Raw genomic sequence first — 14,898 nt, forward strand, 5'->3', positions numbered from 1 at the left:
CTGTGCCTATTTCCCCGAGGGGTAGTGGCGGAATTCGATCATGACGGGGTAGTGGTCCGAATAGTTGTCCGTAAATTTGTCGTAGATGATGCGCGAGTCGGTGATTTCGCGCATCACGGCCTGCGAGGCGTAGATGAAGTCGATCCGCTGGGGCTGGCCGCCTGTCTCGCTGTTGCAGCGGGTGGGCATGGTGTGGAAAAACTGGCTGTGACGGTCGCGCAACGCATCGGAATAGCCGCTCCGGAGCACCGTGGAGTGGGTTTCGTAGTATGTTCCGGCGGGCATCGCGTCGGCATCCTTGGGCGAGAAGGAGTTGAAATCGCCGGCCATCAGCCACAGCGGTTCCGCCGGATAGCGGCGGATGGTGCTGTCGAGGATGCAGTTGATCTCCCGGTCGCGGTAGGTATTGCCTGTTCCGGCAGCGCCCTGCCCGTTGGGATAGGTCCCGAACGGATAGAGGTGCAGCACCACGATGTTGATGTCCTTGATGCGGGTGTGGATGGCTCCGTGCCAGAGCGGGAGGTCTTCGAGCAGGCGGTTGCGCAGTTCGATGGGGTATTTCGACGTCAGTCCCACGGGAAATCCGCTCTCTTTGCAGAGTACGGCGTAGGGATGCCCGTAGCGGGCGGCAAGAGCCGAGAGCGACTCCCCGGTGAATCCGTTGCATTCGCAGAGGGCCATGAAGTCGGGGTCCTTCTCCTTCACCCAGCCGACGAAGTTGTCGAAATCATGCGCTTGGTCGAGCTTCATGCCTTCGAGCAAGTTGTAACTGATCAAACGCAGGGTCTCGGGCTTTGCGCTCGTCCCGGGATCGGTCGTCAGCTCCTCGTCCGGAAGTGCCGGGTCGTCGTCGCAGGCCGGCATCAGGAGCGCGGCGGCCAGCAGTGCGCCTCCGAAGGCCAATCGGCGCAGCATCTGTATCGTGTCGTATGTTTTCATGTCGTTTGCTGGTTTATTTGTTGTAACGCAGGGCGGCGTAGGAGACGGTGAATGCGTTGGCAACCTGCCCGTTTGCCGCGATGGTCGCCGAGTCGTAGCTCGTCGCCGTTCCGATCCTGTTCCGCACGGGGCGCAGACGGATCCATGCCACACTCTGTCCCAGAATCTCGGTGGGAACCTGCATCCACACGCTCTTGTCGCCCGAGAGCTGTTCGGGCTGCATGTTGCCCCAGTTGCCGTTGTCGGGAACCGTGAAGTCGGTGAGTTTTTTCCAGTTGTCGCCGTCGAGCGAATATTCCGCCGTCCAGTAGCGCAGTCCGCCCTGTCCCGCGTGGTAGCGGCAGGTGAAGACGAAGGCGCATTGCGCGGAGGCGAGCCCCTGCGTCGAGAACTCGAAGATCAGGGCATGGCCCGAGTTCTTCGCCGTGTCCCACAGCAGCTTGTGGCCCCACGAGGCGTTGCCGATGGTCAGCCCGTCCTCTTTGGCACGGTAGGCGCTGCCGACGGCCAGCCAGGCGTAGGTGCTCATGAACGAGAGCCCCGAGCCGGTCGTTGCGGCCACACAGTGTGCCTTGCCGGTGTCGTTTGCCGGATGTGGATACTGCGGGAATGCGTAGGCCCGGGGATCCTTGCTGCCGTCGGGGCTCCACTCCACGGCCACGGCCGAGAACCCATTGGCGGCCGACTCGTCCAGCGCGATGTCCTCGCGTGTCGCGTTGCGGATCTGGTAACGGCCGATGTCGCCGTCCCGGTCGAAGAAGGTGTACGGCTCGTGTACGATGATGCCGGTGATGGTTCCTTCGCCGTCGGGCATCTCCTCGAAACGCCAGTCGCAGCCGTGGTTGGTCATCAGGTAGATCCTGTCGCCGTGACGGTCGAATATGGCCGTGGGGTAGTAGTTGTTGTAACTGTTGGTGTAGTTGATGTGCACGGGGATGAAGCGCCCGGTGCGCACGGCCGTCTGGCAGCGTTTGAGCGTCACCTGGGTGTAGAGGTCGGCGTCGGTCAGCTGGTCGATGAAGCGCCGTTTTGCGGGCAGCTCTTCGGCCGTGCCGGCCTCTTTGGTGACGATGTGGTCCTGCGTCACGCCGCTGAGCGTATATCGCTCGGGGTTGCTCCGCTTGGTCAGCGTGAGGCCCTTGCACCAGAGTTTGAGCTTGTCGTAGCGTTGCAGGTTGTTCTGCCCGGCGTCGGTCGTGACGAGGGCGAGGCCCAGCGAAGCATCGGCATTCTGCATGTAGGCCGTGCAGTCGTTGATCCCCAGGTCGGGTCTTGTCGCAGCCTTGAGCATGGGGCTTCCGGCCATGTTGGGCGAGGTGCGGTCGCTGACGACCGTGCCGCTTACGGCGATGTCGCGATCGAGGGTGATCTCGCCTTCCGCATCAGCAATCAGTCCGCGCAGCTCCTCGAAGCTCACCTCGCGGGTCTCCGCCGTGCCGCCCGGTATGCCCTGCGTGACCGTGAAATGGGTCGTATACCGATCGCCCCAGTCGTCCTGGAATTGGAGTTGGAACCGCGCCGTGCGAGGCTCGAAGCCCGGGTTGTCGGCGATCCGGAATCGGAAGTACCTGAAATCCCGGGCATAGCTGACGCTGTCGGCCCAGGGCTCGGCGGCGGAATGCTCGTCGTAGGTGACCGACCAGTCGATCTTCTTCGACAGCGGGATGTTGGTGTCGATCGCGACGGAGTCGAGCGACCCCACGGCCGAGTATTGCTTCCCGGCGTGACGGAACTCCAGGAGCGGCGTCGTGCCGTACTGCTTCAGATAAATCGTGTCGACGACCTGCTGCCGGGCCGATGAGACGAGAATGGTTCCCTTGCGGGGCAGCGAGTTGTTGGTCCGGTAATTGAGGGTGAACGATCCTCCGGTTTCGCCGCTGTCGGCACCGTCGACCGCTACCCAGCGTCTGGTCTCGGGCGTGAGACGCACCTGCCACGCCCCGGAGGTCGCCACCTTGATGGTGCGGGATCCCGCATCGCTGGAGACGAAGAGTTCGCTGCCGGCGCCTTTCGAGCCGATTGCCGGCTCCGTTTCATCCTTGCTGCACCCTCCTCCGAGCAATAGAGTCGTGAGGGCGAAGGCGCAGATCGGACCGGAGTGCCTGGTGTAGAATTTTTTCATCGTATCTTTTCGTTATTTTATGGTTGCGGGGTCGTCTGTTCCCAGGGGAGTTTGCCGAAGAGGTCTTCGTAATCGTACCATTTCAGGCGCAGCACGTAGAGGTTGTCGATGAAAATCCGCGAGTTGCCGCTTTCCAATTCGTATTTGCCGGCCATCAGTTCCACGCGCGTGTTGCTCGTAAAGGGATTTTTGGGGTGGGAGAAGATGATGAACTCCTGCTGGGAGTTTTTCCACATGGTCGTCGCAAGCTCCTCGGCCGTGGGGTCGAAGTGCCCCACGCGGAGGGTTTTCTCGGTCGTTCCGTCGGCGAACTGCCCGCCTCCCGTGACCCGTACACTCAGCTCGTCGTTGTCCTTCGTGCCATCGGCCGCCGCATAGGCGACGGCATTGAACCGGACCATGGCGGCCGTGTCGTTCCGGATCCCCGGCTCGTACGGGGTCAGCAGGTTGGCTCCGTGTCCGGCCTCGTCGCCGAGTTGGATGTAGCCGTTTTTGCCATAGCAGTAGACCGTGCCGCCTTCCTGTGCGGGAGTCGATTCCAACCCCATTTTTTTCTGGTCGGCCGTCCAGTTGTCGATCGGGGTTTCGCCGCGGGTCTGCAGGGGATCTGCCGATCCGTACTTCAGCCAGTCGAAGCTGCCCTCGTAATCTTTGGTGTATTTCGGGAATCCCTGTGCGACGGCGATGAATTCATTGAGAAATTCGACGTCGGTGTGCAGCGAGATGCACCCTTTCCGCTCCACGCACGACGTCGTGTGCGGGGTGATCCGCAGGACCAGTTCGTCGATGCCGGGTCTGACGCCGCGTCTGATTTCGTCGACGCTGAGCCATTCCCCGGCCGGCCGTTCGCCGGCTTCGTCCTTTTCGCCTTCGAATCCGACCCGATAAGGCACATTACTTCTGATGTAGACGGACCTTTTGAACGGAGCGCCTTCCTGCTCTTTCGACGCTCTGACGGGGATGTGCAGGGTTCCCGTCAGCGCTTTTTCGAATTCGGGCGAGTCCGACCACTCGATGTATTCCCTGCGCGAGTAGTCCTTGTCGTCGTCGCAGGCTGTGCCCAGGGAGAGCGTGCCGGCCAGCAGCAGCGCAATCAGCGGGGTGGCACTCCTCTTCGGATTTTTCAGCGATGGAGTTGTTCTCATAGCATTTCGGTTAATTGGTCTGAAAGGGTTTGGAAAATTTTGGTTAAATTTCGGACGGATATTCGAAAAAATTTGCATTACAAAGATAGGCCTTAATAAATAGCCGGAAAGGGCTCTGTCCGAAAATGTAAACGCTTTTTGAGTATATGTTATTTGTAATCAGATGGTTGTTGATCTACATCCCGCTGTGTTATGTAAATGGCGAAATATTTGATTTTTACTTTTTAACACGTTTGTAACATAAATACACTTCTCTTTTGTTTTCTTTTGTGTTGCTAAAGTGCTATTTTTGCATAAAACCGAACCCTGAAATGAAAATCCTCCTTCTTGCCGCAGCGCTGTTTTCCGTGCTGTCCGCGGCTCCGGCTTCCCCGGGAGAAAAGACCGACCTGCAGGAGATGTTCCGCAGTTTGGACCGGGTGATCGCCCGCAGCGACGAATATGCTGCGCGGCGCGAATCCCGCATCGATTCGCTCAAGCGCGCCCTGACCCGCGCGGGGCTGTCGCCGCGCGAGCGCTACGATTTGACCGAGCGGCTTGCCGAAAATTACAACTCCTACCAGAGCGACCTGGCGCTGCTCTACCGCCGGCAGAGTCTTGCGCTGGCCGAAGAGACCGGCGACAACGACCTGATCATGCGTGCCCGCTCCGGGATAGCGCTCTGCTACAGTCTGGGCGGGCGTTTCTACGAGGCCGAGGCGATCTTGAGCGGCATCCGCGACACGGTGCACGTCAGCCGCCGGACGCTGCAATCTTATTATGTCGCCCGGCATCGCATGAACCGCGAACTCTACTCCCTGACCGAGCCGGGCGAACGCCGCGACCTTTTCCGCCGGCGCGAACGTTATTATGCGGTCCGTGCGGCGCAAATCAGCGAGGATGTTTCCACGAAACTCTACTACGGGTATATGGCTGCCATTGTCCGCAGGGACTGGACCGAGGCTTCGGCTCTCTGCAACAGCCTGCTGGCCTCGGTTTCTTCCGATTCCCACTTCTACGCCAAGGCCGCCAACCACAAGGCCCAGCTCGAGGGAAAAGCGGGGCATTCCGACGCGCAACTTGCGTGGTTCATCCGTTCGGCCATGGCCGACATCCGTTCCGCCGTGCGTGACCACGGGGCGCTGTGTGCGGTCTCCGAGGAGCTCTTCAATCGGGGCGATGTCGATCGGGCGATGAATTATATCCGCGTGGCGATCCGCGATACGCGTTTTTTCAACTCCCCGAGCCGGTCGTGGCGCGATATGGCTATCCTGCCGCAGATCGAGGCGGCTTACAGCGAGCGCAACGCCCGTCTGCATACGATGTACATCGTGCTGATTGCCGTCATCCTGCTCTTTTTCGTTTCGGCCGTTGCCGCGGGGCTCTACGTGCTGTCCCGCAACCGAAAGCTCTGCGCCGTGCAGCAGACCCTCCGCGAGTCGAACGACAAACTCAACCTTCTGGCCCGGAGCCTGAGTGAGACGAACGACCGCCTGAGTGCGCAGAACCTCCGGATCGCCGATGCCAACCGGATCAAGGAGGTCTATATCGGGGGCTTTCTCCAGACGATTTCGGAATACATCAACAAACTCTCGGGGATCTATCAGTATGTCAACAAGATGCTGCGCGACGACCGGATCGCCGAACTTCGCCGCGAATATGCCCGCAGCAACGTCCGCAACGACGAGCTGAAGGAGTTCTATGCGCTCTTCGACAAGACCTTCCTCGGGCTTTTCCCCTCGTTCGTCGAGGAGATGAACGCGCTGCTTGCCGACGAGGCCCGCACCGAGGGACGCCACGACGGCGAGCTGACCACCGTGCTGCGCATCTACGCGCTGATCCGCCTGGGCGTCACCGATACGGCGACCATCGCCGCATTGCTGCACTGTTCGATACGCACCGTCTACAACTACCGTTCGTTCACCCAGCGCCACGCACGGCCCGACGTCGGCGATCTGGAACAGCGCGTGCTGCTGATCGGGCTGAGCGGGACTTCCGCCCGGTCGTGACGGCAGGGGATGAACTGCAGAGCGTCGAATAGCGTGCCCCGGCACTTCCGCCCCTCCCCGGGGGACACGGCGGTTGTTACGGAGTGCTACTTCTCTTTTTTATGGGTGTACTCCTGCAGGACATAGGTCGTGAAGATCGGGAAGAACATCATGCCCAGCGACGGAAGCAGCACGCTGAAGACCTTGCCGACGGCCGTGACCGGGAAAATCTCCGCTCCGACGGTCGTGACGTTCATCCACGCCCACCAGATGGCATTGCCGAATCCGTGGAGCCTGGGGTTGACGAGCACCTCGTAGTCGTAGAACACCAGTCCGGAAATGTAGGTGAAGACGACGACGGTGAAGATATAGGCGAAAAAGAGCCTCCGCATCCGGTTTTTGGAGGCCAGCCACCGCACGATGATCACCATGGCCAGGAAGGCTCGGAGCAGGGGGATGAGACCTACGAGCGTTCCCCAGTCGTGGTCCACGCCGACGCCGCTCCATGCCAGAATGTTCAGGTAGGGGATGGAAAGCAGCAGAAACAGCAGGTTGTGTCCAAAAAAACGGCCCGGGCATTCGGCCGTGGCCCAGCGGACAAGGAAATCGCACATGAAAACGAGGCAGACGACGAACTGGATCGCAAGATAGGTGCGGGACATGTGGACGTGGTCGCCGGCAATGATCTCCCAGGAGATGGCCACCAGGAGCACCAGTCCGGCTATGAGTTTGACGATGCCGAGCGTGTTGCGGATTCCGGCACGCGTCGATTGGGTGAGAACCATAGATCGGGGTTTTTGCGTAGAGTGCTCAAAATCAATGCCACAACCCGAAAATGTAAATTTTGTGGTGTTTTTTTGCCGAAAGATTTTGCACGATTGAAAATTTCTATTACCTTTGCACTCGCATTTCAGCAATGGCGGGTTAGCTCAGCTGGTTAGAGCGCATGATTCATAATCATGAGGTCCCGAGTTCAAGTCTCGGACCCGCTACGGAAGGAAACGGAGATCTCTGCGATCTCCGTTTTTTTGTTTGAGACTTTCTGTTCCCTCGCTATCCGGAAATCCCCGGGTGGATTCCGGGAAACAGACATGATTTGCGGCCACGGCATTCATTATGGAGAAGAAAACGATATTGGCGGTCGGAGCGGTCGCAATGCTGGCGCTCGCCGGATGCTCCGGAGGGTTCAGCGCCGCAGAGAGGGCGACCATTCGCGCCGGGGAGGGCGGAATCATGCGCGTCCTGACCGTCGGAAGTCCTTCCGATTCGCTGGTCCTGCGCCAAAAGGCCGCTCCCGTGACCCGGCAGCTGCTCCGGACGGATGACTGCGCCCTTCTGCGGCGCAGGATGCTGGCCACGGTGCAGGATCCGCAGAATCCGGGTGTGGGCATCGCCGCCCCGCAGGTGGGGATCCTCCGGCGGATGATCGTCGTGCAGCGCTTCGACAAACCCGGGGAACCGTTCGAATGCTACCTGAACCCGGAGATCGTCGCATCGTCGGCCGCCACCGCCCCGGGACGGGAGGGCTGCCTCTCGATTCCGGGATTTGCAGGCATGGTGACGCGGGCGCAGCGGATCGTATTGCGCTACCGCGACGAGCGGTTCGCCGAAAAAACGGAGACAATCGCCGGATTCACGGCCGTCATTTTCCAGCACGAGACGGATCATCTCGACGGTATTCTCTATACCGACCGGATGGACGAGGCCCCCACGCCGGAAGGCTAGCCGCTCCTGCCCGGCCGGCACCTGTCCAGTTCCCTGCCCAACCTCGCCCCGCCCGGCCTTCTGTCCGACCTCGTTTGGATCGGCTTCGCTCCGCTCCACCCGCCCCAGCTCCATCCGGCCCAACTCTGCTTGGCCCTGTCCGGTCCAGTCTGGCCCCGGCTCCACCCGGCTCAGCTCGGCCCTATTCCGCCCGCCTCCTGTCCGGATCGACTTTCCCCCCCCCAGAAAAAAACGTCCGCAACGCCTGAAGGCGCTGCGGACGGAATGGTGTCCGAAAGTGAGATTGCGTTATTCGATCTCCATCAGAATGGCGTCGGTGGCCACAGTCTGCCCCGGCTCGACCAGAATCTGCTTGACCGTACCGGCGAAATCGCTCGTGATGGCATTTTCCATCTTCATCGCCTCGAGAATGGCGACCTCCTGCCCGGCCTTCACCGTGTCGCCGACCTTCACATTCAGTTCGATGACGCGGCCCGGCAGCGGTGCCGTCACGGTGTTGCCCGTGATCACAACGGGGGCCTCCTCGACCTTGGCGACGGGTTCGGCCGGCTTCGCCGCCGCATAGGACTTCACCTTCAGGTTGGTCAGGAACGTCTTGGCTACCATCGGGAACAGCTCCAGCAGCAGCACCTCCTTTTCATCGGCGGCGAGTTTCACGCCTCCGGCCTCGGGCAGCTCGGGGTTGGGCTGCATCCGGTATTTCGAGGTGTCGTAAGGCGTCTCCTCACGCACGCCGCAGATCTTGAACCGGAATTCGGGGTCAATCTTCACCGGCGTCTTGCCGTATTCGCCCTTCACGAGTCCCACGAACTGCGACGACTTGTTGGAGTACATCGGACGTCCGGCCTTCTCGTCGAGGGCGCAGTTGACGGCCTGTGCCCCCACGATCTGCGAGGTGGGCGTCACCAGCGGCGGCAGACCCGCAGCCAGACGCACCGAAGGGATTAGCTCCATGGCTCGGGGCAGAATCTCCTCGGCCTTGAGCTGCTTGAGCTGGGCCACCATGTTCGAATACATGCCGCCGGGAATCTCGGCCTTCTGCACCAGCTCGTTTGGAGCCGGGAAACCGAAATAGGCCTCGATCTTGCGGCAGGTGTCGATCGTGGCGTTCTCGTCGTCGCGTTGTGCTGCGGCGATCGCCCGGTCGAACAGGGCGTCGATCTCGGCGGGAAGCGTGTCGGTTAGCGGGTTGAACGGCTTCGGCTCGGGTTTCTCGACGCCGAAGACCGACTGGTTCAGCTCCTTGCGGATCTCCCGCAACTGGACGTTGATCTTGGCCACAGCCTCCATGTTCACACCCGTTTCGATGCCCAGTTTCTTGCAGAATACGTGGATCAGCTCGATGGCCGGGGCTCCCGTTCCTTCGGCGAAGTACCAGCAGTTGGTGTCCACGACGTCAACTCCGGCGATGATGGCCGAAAGCACCGAAGCCAGTCCGTAGCCCGGCGTGCAGTGGGTGTGGAAATCGACGGGAACCGAAAGGTTCTTCTTCAGCAGACGCACCAGCGTGGCGACGCGGCGCGGGGGAATCAGTCCCGACATGTCCTTGATGGTGATCATGTCGGCGCCCAGTGCGGCCATCTGACGGGCCTTGTCGAGGAAATAGGCGTCGGTGAAGACCGGCTTGGGATTCGACTTGCCCGTTAATTTGGCCCAGAAGCCCAGTTCGGGATATTTCGGGTCTACGGTATAGCAGACCGCACAGTCGGCTATTCCGCCGTACTGCTTGACGTATTTGACGGTCGATTTCACGTTGTCGACGTCGTTCAGGGCGTCGAAGATGCGCATGATGCCCAGCCCGCTTTGGATCGAGTTGCGGCAGAATCCGTCGATGATTTCGTCCGTATAGGGGGAGTAGCCGAACAGGTTTCGGCCGCGCGAAAGGGCTGTGAGTTTCGAGACGTCGCCCACCGCCTTGTGGATGGTTTCGAGGCGCGTCCACGGATTCTCGTTCAGGTAACGCATCACCGAGTCGGGAACGGCGCCACCCCATACTTCCATTGCATAGAAATTGGCATCTTTGTAGAACGGCAGGCAGCGGTCGATCTGCTCCTGGTTCATACGCGTTGCGAAGGACGACTGCTGGCCGTCGCGCAACGTAAGGTCTCTGATTTTGAGATTTCTCGCCATATTGTAATATCAAGATTTTTAGGGTTCTTTGGCATGAATCCTTTGTTATTTCAATAACAAAGGTACTAAACCCTCCCGAAAATGCAACTTTTTTTCGGGGAATTTTCAGGAAAAGGCCTTGTGTGCTTTCTGACGAGGCCCGGGGCGGTCATCCCTCCGACCCTCTTCCGGGCAGGAACACTTCCCGGTCGGGGAGTCCGTCGAGGTACCTGCGTTTGAAGATGTTGACGCAGAAGACAAACAGGGCCAGCATCAGCGGCCCGAAGATAACCCCCATGAATCCGAAGAGCGAAAGGCCGATGAAGACCCCGAAAATGGTGATGAGCGGATGCACGTCGGCCATTTTCCGCTGCATGACCATCCGCACGAGGTTGTCCACCTGCGTGACGACGAGCGTGCCGTACATCACCAGCCCGATGCCCGCTCCCCAGTTGCCTTCGAGCGCCATGTAGGCGGCCAGCGGAAGCCACACGAGGGCCGTTCCGACAATGGGCAGGATCGTGGCGAAGCAGGTCATCACGCCCCAGAAAATCGGTTCGTGAACGCCGAAGATCAGGTAGCCGGCATAGGCTACCAGTCCCTGCGAGACGGCCAGCAGCGGAATGACGATGGCGTTCGAGCGCACGATCATCTGTATTTCGTGCATCACGCTTCCCGCCGCGCTGCGGTCGAACGGCAGGATTTGGCGGCAGTAGTTCTCCATGCGCATGCCTCCGATCAGCATGAAGTAGAGCACGAAGAGCAGCACGACGAGGTTGACGGCGAAATTCAGGATGCCGCCCACGAGCCACTGCCCGGCTCTGGGGAGATAGGCCAGCACCGACTGCAGGTTGCTCTCGGACCAGAGATCGTATCCGGTTTTCTGCTCGATGAGTCCGGCCACGTGCCGGACGGGGGTGATGACCGACTGCGGGTCGAGGGCCGCGCCCTGGATTTTGTCGACGACCATCCAGACGATCAGGCTGATCGGCACGAGGAAGAAGAGGATCGCCTCGCCGAGCAGCAGCGAGGCTGCAAGGCTCCGCCGCCACCGGCGCCGTTCGCTCAGAAACCGCATCTGGCGCCGCAGCAGGATGTAGATCGTCATGGCGCCCAGCAGTCCGCCCAGAAACGGTGTCAGTTCGGCGAAGATCGTGATGCCCAGTCCCGCGATAAGCACGAAGAGCGAGTAGCGCCAGTATTTTTCACGCACCGAAAGCATACCCCGGCCTTGCACAAGGAACGTGCCGCGGGCTTCCGGGGCGGGACCTCGAAATGTCACAACAATGTCATCTGAAAATTTGCGGTGTTCTATTGCGGCGCACAAATATTTGATATATATTTGCGGCATGGAAAGAAAGGCCGAAATCGTCAGCACGAACATCCTGGAAATGAGCATCCGCCATTGGCGAAGGGTTCTTTCTGAAGACACATACGATTGACGAGGGATGTTCCTGCACGAGGAGCGTCCCTCGCTGTTTTCTCAAACGGGCCCCTTGGCGGGCAAGAGCAATGCGGCAAAAACACGGACAAGCGAAACATTGACAATGCAAATACCCAAAAAATCCTTTATTCACAAAAACCAATGTTTATGAAGAAATTTTTTCTTTTCATGCTTTCGGTCTTCGCATTTTGCGCAGCCGATGCACAGGTGACGACATCGGGAATGAACGGTACGGTTACCGACGCCGACGGGCAGCCGCTCGTTGGTGCCACGGTCGTTGCCGTGCATACCCCTTCGGGCACGCAGTATGGCGCCGTCACCGGCAAGGACGGTGACTACAACCTGCAGGGACTGCGCACGGGAGGCCCCTACACGGTGACTTTCTCGTTCGTAGGCTACCAAAGTGTCGAATTCCCGGGCCTGATGCTGTCGCTGGGCCAGACGCTCCAGCGCGACGCCTACCTCAAGGACAGCCAGCAGCTCGATGCCGTGGTCATCACGGCCGACGGCAAGAACAGTTCGATGAACGTCAACCGTGCGGGAGCCATCACCAGCATCTCCAACGAGCAGATCGAGCTGCTGCCTTCGGTCAGCCGCAGCATGAACGACGTCATGCGCCTCACGCCGCAGGCTTCGTCGACAACCTCGGGACTGGCCATCGGCGGCGGTAACTACCGCCAGTCGTATGTGACGGTCGATGGTGCGGCATTCAACAACATGTTCGGTATCGGCGGCAACCTGCCCGCCGGCGGTTCGCCCATTTCGCTCGACGCACTGGAGCAGGTGTCGGTGTCGGTAACCCCCTTCGACGTGCGCCAGAGCGGCTTCACGGGAGGTGCGATCAATGCCGTCACCAAGTCGGGAACCAACGACCTGAAGGTCTCGGCCTACCTCTACTCCAAGAGCGACCAGCTCCAGGGCGACAAGTACGACGGCGGCAAGCTGTCGCTGAGCGAGATGCGCAACAACACGCTCGGATTCAGCATCGGCGCCCCGATCGTCAAAAACAAGCTCTTCGTGTTCGCCAACTTCGAGCGCGAGTGGAACACCACGCCGGGCAACTCCCGTCTGGCCCGCACGAGCGAAAGCCAGGAGTTCGGCAAAAACCAGCAATACAACCGCCCGACGGTCGATCGGCTCGACGAGATGAGCAAGTTCCTGATCGACAACTACGGTTACAATCCGGGCCCCTACCAGAACTATTCGGTGAAGACGCCCGGCTACAAGCTCATGGCGCGCGTGGACTGGAACATCAACCGCAACCACGCACTGAACGTGCGCTTCAGCCGGACGCAGAACAAGTATTCGTCGGGTCCGTCGTCGTCGATCTCGCCGATCAACTCCAGATACACCTACGACAGGGACAACTACGGCCGTAATTCGGACTACGCCATGTATTTCGGAAATTCGCGCTACTACCAGGAGCAGAACTTCACGTCGGTAGCCGCCGAGCTCAACTCGCGCTTCATGGACAGCCGTCTGACCAACACGCTGCGCTACACCTATTCGCACCAGTACGAGCCGCGCAGCTACGACGGCAGCATCTTCCCGACGGTGGATATTCTGGAGTCCACCGATGAGGGCACGAACGCCTTGTACGCCACGTTTGGTCTCGATCCCTTCACCGAAGGCAACCTGCGCGAGGTGTCGACGCACATCGTGACCGACGAAATCGGCTACACGCTGGGCAAGCACCGACTGGTGGCCGGTCTGCAGTTCGAGCACAACCTGACCACGAACGGTTATCTGCAGGGTGGTGCAGGATACTATGTCTACGAGAGCTGGGACGACTTCAAGAACAACAAGACCCCGCTGGCTTTCCGCATTGCCCACGGCAACAACGACGCATTGTCGCAGGCCTTCCCCCAGTTCACCTACATGCAGTACTCGGTCTATCTTCAGGACGAGATCAACCTGAGCGAGCGCTTCCGTGCAACGGTCGGCGTGCGTTTCGAGATCCCGGTCTATCCGACGATCTCGGGCAACGAGAACAAGGATTTTACGCAGATCTTCGCGGAGCACGGCGGTTACAAAACCTCTGACATGCCCAAGGCCCGTCTGTCGGTGGCACCCCGCGTGGGCTTCAACTGGGACATGACCGGCGAACGCAAGTATATCCTCCGCGGAGGTACGGGTGTCTTCAACGGCCGTCTGCCGTTCGTATGGCTTGTGTCGGTGGCCGGAAACAGCAACACCATCCAGAACGGAATTACGCTCCACCGCGACGATAAGGATCGGACGACCCCCATGCCGTCGTTCCACACCAATGTCAAAGACATGCTGGAAGACGTCTACAAGGGAGCCTACAAGGGACAGGACCTGGCGGCCAACACGCAGCCGACCATTCTGGACAAGAACCTCAAAATGCCCTCGACCTGGAAAAGCTCGCTGGCCCTGGATCTGAAACTTCCGGGCGATGTCAACCTCAATATCGAGGGAATCTACAACATGGACTTCAACTCGGTGACCGTCACCAAGCTCGGCATGGTCGAGAAAGAGGGTGGCATCCAGCTTCCGGGCGAACCCGCAGCGCGTACCTACTGGGAGGGTGCCAATATCAAGAATAAGGACGGCGCAACCGTCAATCCCTACCTGATCAACAACACCGACGGCCTGGACGGATACTACGCATCGGTTTCGGCTCAGGTGTCGAAAAACTGGGGCTTCGGTCTCTCGTTGATGGCTGCCTATACCTATTCAAGCGCCAAGAACGTGATCGACGGCATCGGCGATCAGGTAACCTCGGCCTTCAACACCAACACGTTCAACAGAAACGGCTCGAACGTTCCCGAACTGGGCTACGCCTCCTACGTGTCGCCCCACCGCATCCTGCTCAACGTCGGCTACCGCCTCCAGCAGAAGTTCGGTGCATCGAACTTCGGACTCTACTACGAGGCTTTCCGTCAGGGATATATCGGTCGTTACTCCTACTCGCGCTACTCCTACACGATGTACATGCAGAGCGGCAAGTACCAGAATCCGGTGACGAACGACCGCGGCGCCGTGAACCTGATCTACATCCCGACCCGCGAGGAACTCGACGGCATGCCGTTCTCGTCCGACGAGAACAAGGAGGAGTACTGGAAATTCATCCAGAACGACGACTATCTTTCGAAGCACACCGGCGAATACTCGAAGCGCGGCGGCGCCGTGATGCCCTGGCAGCACGTGCTGAACTTCCGCTTCTCGCAGGACTTCTACGTCAACGTCAAAGGCAAGCGCAACACGATCTCGCTGGGTCTCGACGTCAACAACATCGCCAACATGCTCAACCGCAACTGGGGCAATGTGAAGCAGATCAGCTCGACCAATATTCTGAAATACGAGAAGGGTACCTACACGTTCAACAAACCCACGTGGACGAAGGTTGCAGGTACGGCATCGACCTGGTCGGCAATGTTCAGCATCCGCTATACGTTCAACTGATCTCCCCGAGAGAGATTCCAA

9 protein-coding genes and 1 tRNA gene are annotated in these 14,898 nt (G+C 59.7%); 4 read left to right on the top strand and 6 right to left on the bottom strand.

The window, feature by feature from the left end:
- Positions 1-6: 6 nt before the first annotated feature.
- The 3 genes from QZ460_RS09035 to QZ460_RS09045 are packed head-to-tail and all read right to left on the bottom strand — an operon-like array spanning position 7 to position 4,206.
- A complete protein-coding gene (locus QZ460_RS09035) occupies positions 7-939 on the bottom strand; it encodes an endonuclease/exonuclease/phosphatase family protein (RefSeq protein ID WP_290541250.1) in 933 nt (310 codons plus the stop codon).
- A 13-nt stretch (positions 940-952) separates the two neighbouring features.
- Positions 953-3,061 (bottom strand): DUF5689 domain-containing protein, encoded by a 2,109-nt coding sequence (locus QZ460_RS09040; RefSeq protein ID WP_290541251.1) that lies wholly within the window; start codon positions 3,059-3,061, stop codon positions 953-955.
- Between the two features lie 17 nt (positions 3,062-3,078).
- Positions 3,079-4,206: a hypothetical protein gene (locus QZ460_RS09045; RefSeq protein ID WP_290541252.1), complete on the bottom strand. Its 1,128-nt coding sequence runs from the start codon at positions 4,204-4,206 to the stop codon at positions 3,079-3,081.
- 311 nt (positions 4,207-4,517) lie between these two features.
- Here QZ460_RS09045 and QZ460_RS09050 point away from each other — a divergent pair, with 311 nt between their 5' ends.
- Positions 4,518-6,194 carry a DUF6377 domain-containing protein gene (locus QZ460_RS09050; protein WP_290541253.1) on the top strand — a complete coding sequence of 559 codons (1,677 nt, stop codon included), beginning with the start codon at positions 4,518-4,520 and terminating at the stop codon, positions 6,192-6,194.
- Between the two features lie 86 nt (positions 6,195-6,280).
- Here QZ460_RS09050 and QZ460_RS09055 read toward each other — a convergent pair whose 3' ends face one another.
- Complete coding sequence (locus tag QZ460_RS09055) at positions 6,281-6,958, bottom strand: potassium channel family protein (protein ID WP_290541254.1); 678 nt, start codon at positions 6,956-6,958, stop codon at positions 6,281-6,283.
- A gap of 133 nt (positions 6,959-7,091) precedes the next feature.
- On the opposite strand from QZ460_RS09055, the gene QZ460_RS09060 reads away from it, so the two are divergent.
- Both QZ460_RS09060 and def read left to right on the top strand, forming a co-directional pair.
- A tRNA-Met gene (locus QZ460_RS09060) sits at positions 7,092-7,165 on the top strand.
- Positions 7,166-7,289: 124 nt separating this feature from the next.
- Positions 7,290-7,898, top strand: coding sequence for a peptide deformylase (gene def, locus QZ460_RS09065; RefSeq protein WP_290541255.1), 609 nt, complete (start codon positions 7,290-7,292; stop codon positions 7,896-7,898).
- Positions 7,899-8,186: 288 nt separating this feature from the next.
- Here def and QZ460_RS09070 read toward each other — a convergent pair whose 3' ends face one another.
- A complete protein-coding gene (locus QZ460_RS09070) occupies positions 8,187-10,028 on the bottom strand; it encodes a biotin/lipoyl-containing protein (RefSeq protein ID WP_290541256.1) in 1,842 nt (613 codons plus the stop codon).
- A 148-nt stretch (positions 10,029-10,176) separates the two neighbouring features.
- A complete protein-coding gene (locus tag QZ460_RS09075) occupies positions 10,177-11,229 on the bottom strand; it encodes an AI-2E family transporter (RefSeq protein WP_290541257.1) in 1,053 nt (350 codons plus the stop codon).
- 369 nt (positions 11,230-11,598) lie between these two features.
- On the opposite strand from QZ460_RS09075, the gene QZ460_RS09080 reads away from it, so the two are divergent.
- Positions 11,599-14,877, top strand: coding sequence for a carboxypeptidase regulatory-like domain-containing protein (locus QZ460_RS09080; RefSeq protein WP_290541258.1), 3,279 nt, complete (start codon positions 11,599-11,601; stop codon positions 14,875-14,877).
- Positions 14,878-14,898: the final 21 nt, after the last annotated feature.

The organism is Alistipes sp., assembly GCF_020026455.1.
Taxonomy (GTDB): domain Bacteria; phylum Bacteroidota; class Bacteroidia; order Bacteroidales; family Rikenellaceae; genus Alistipes.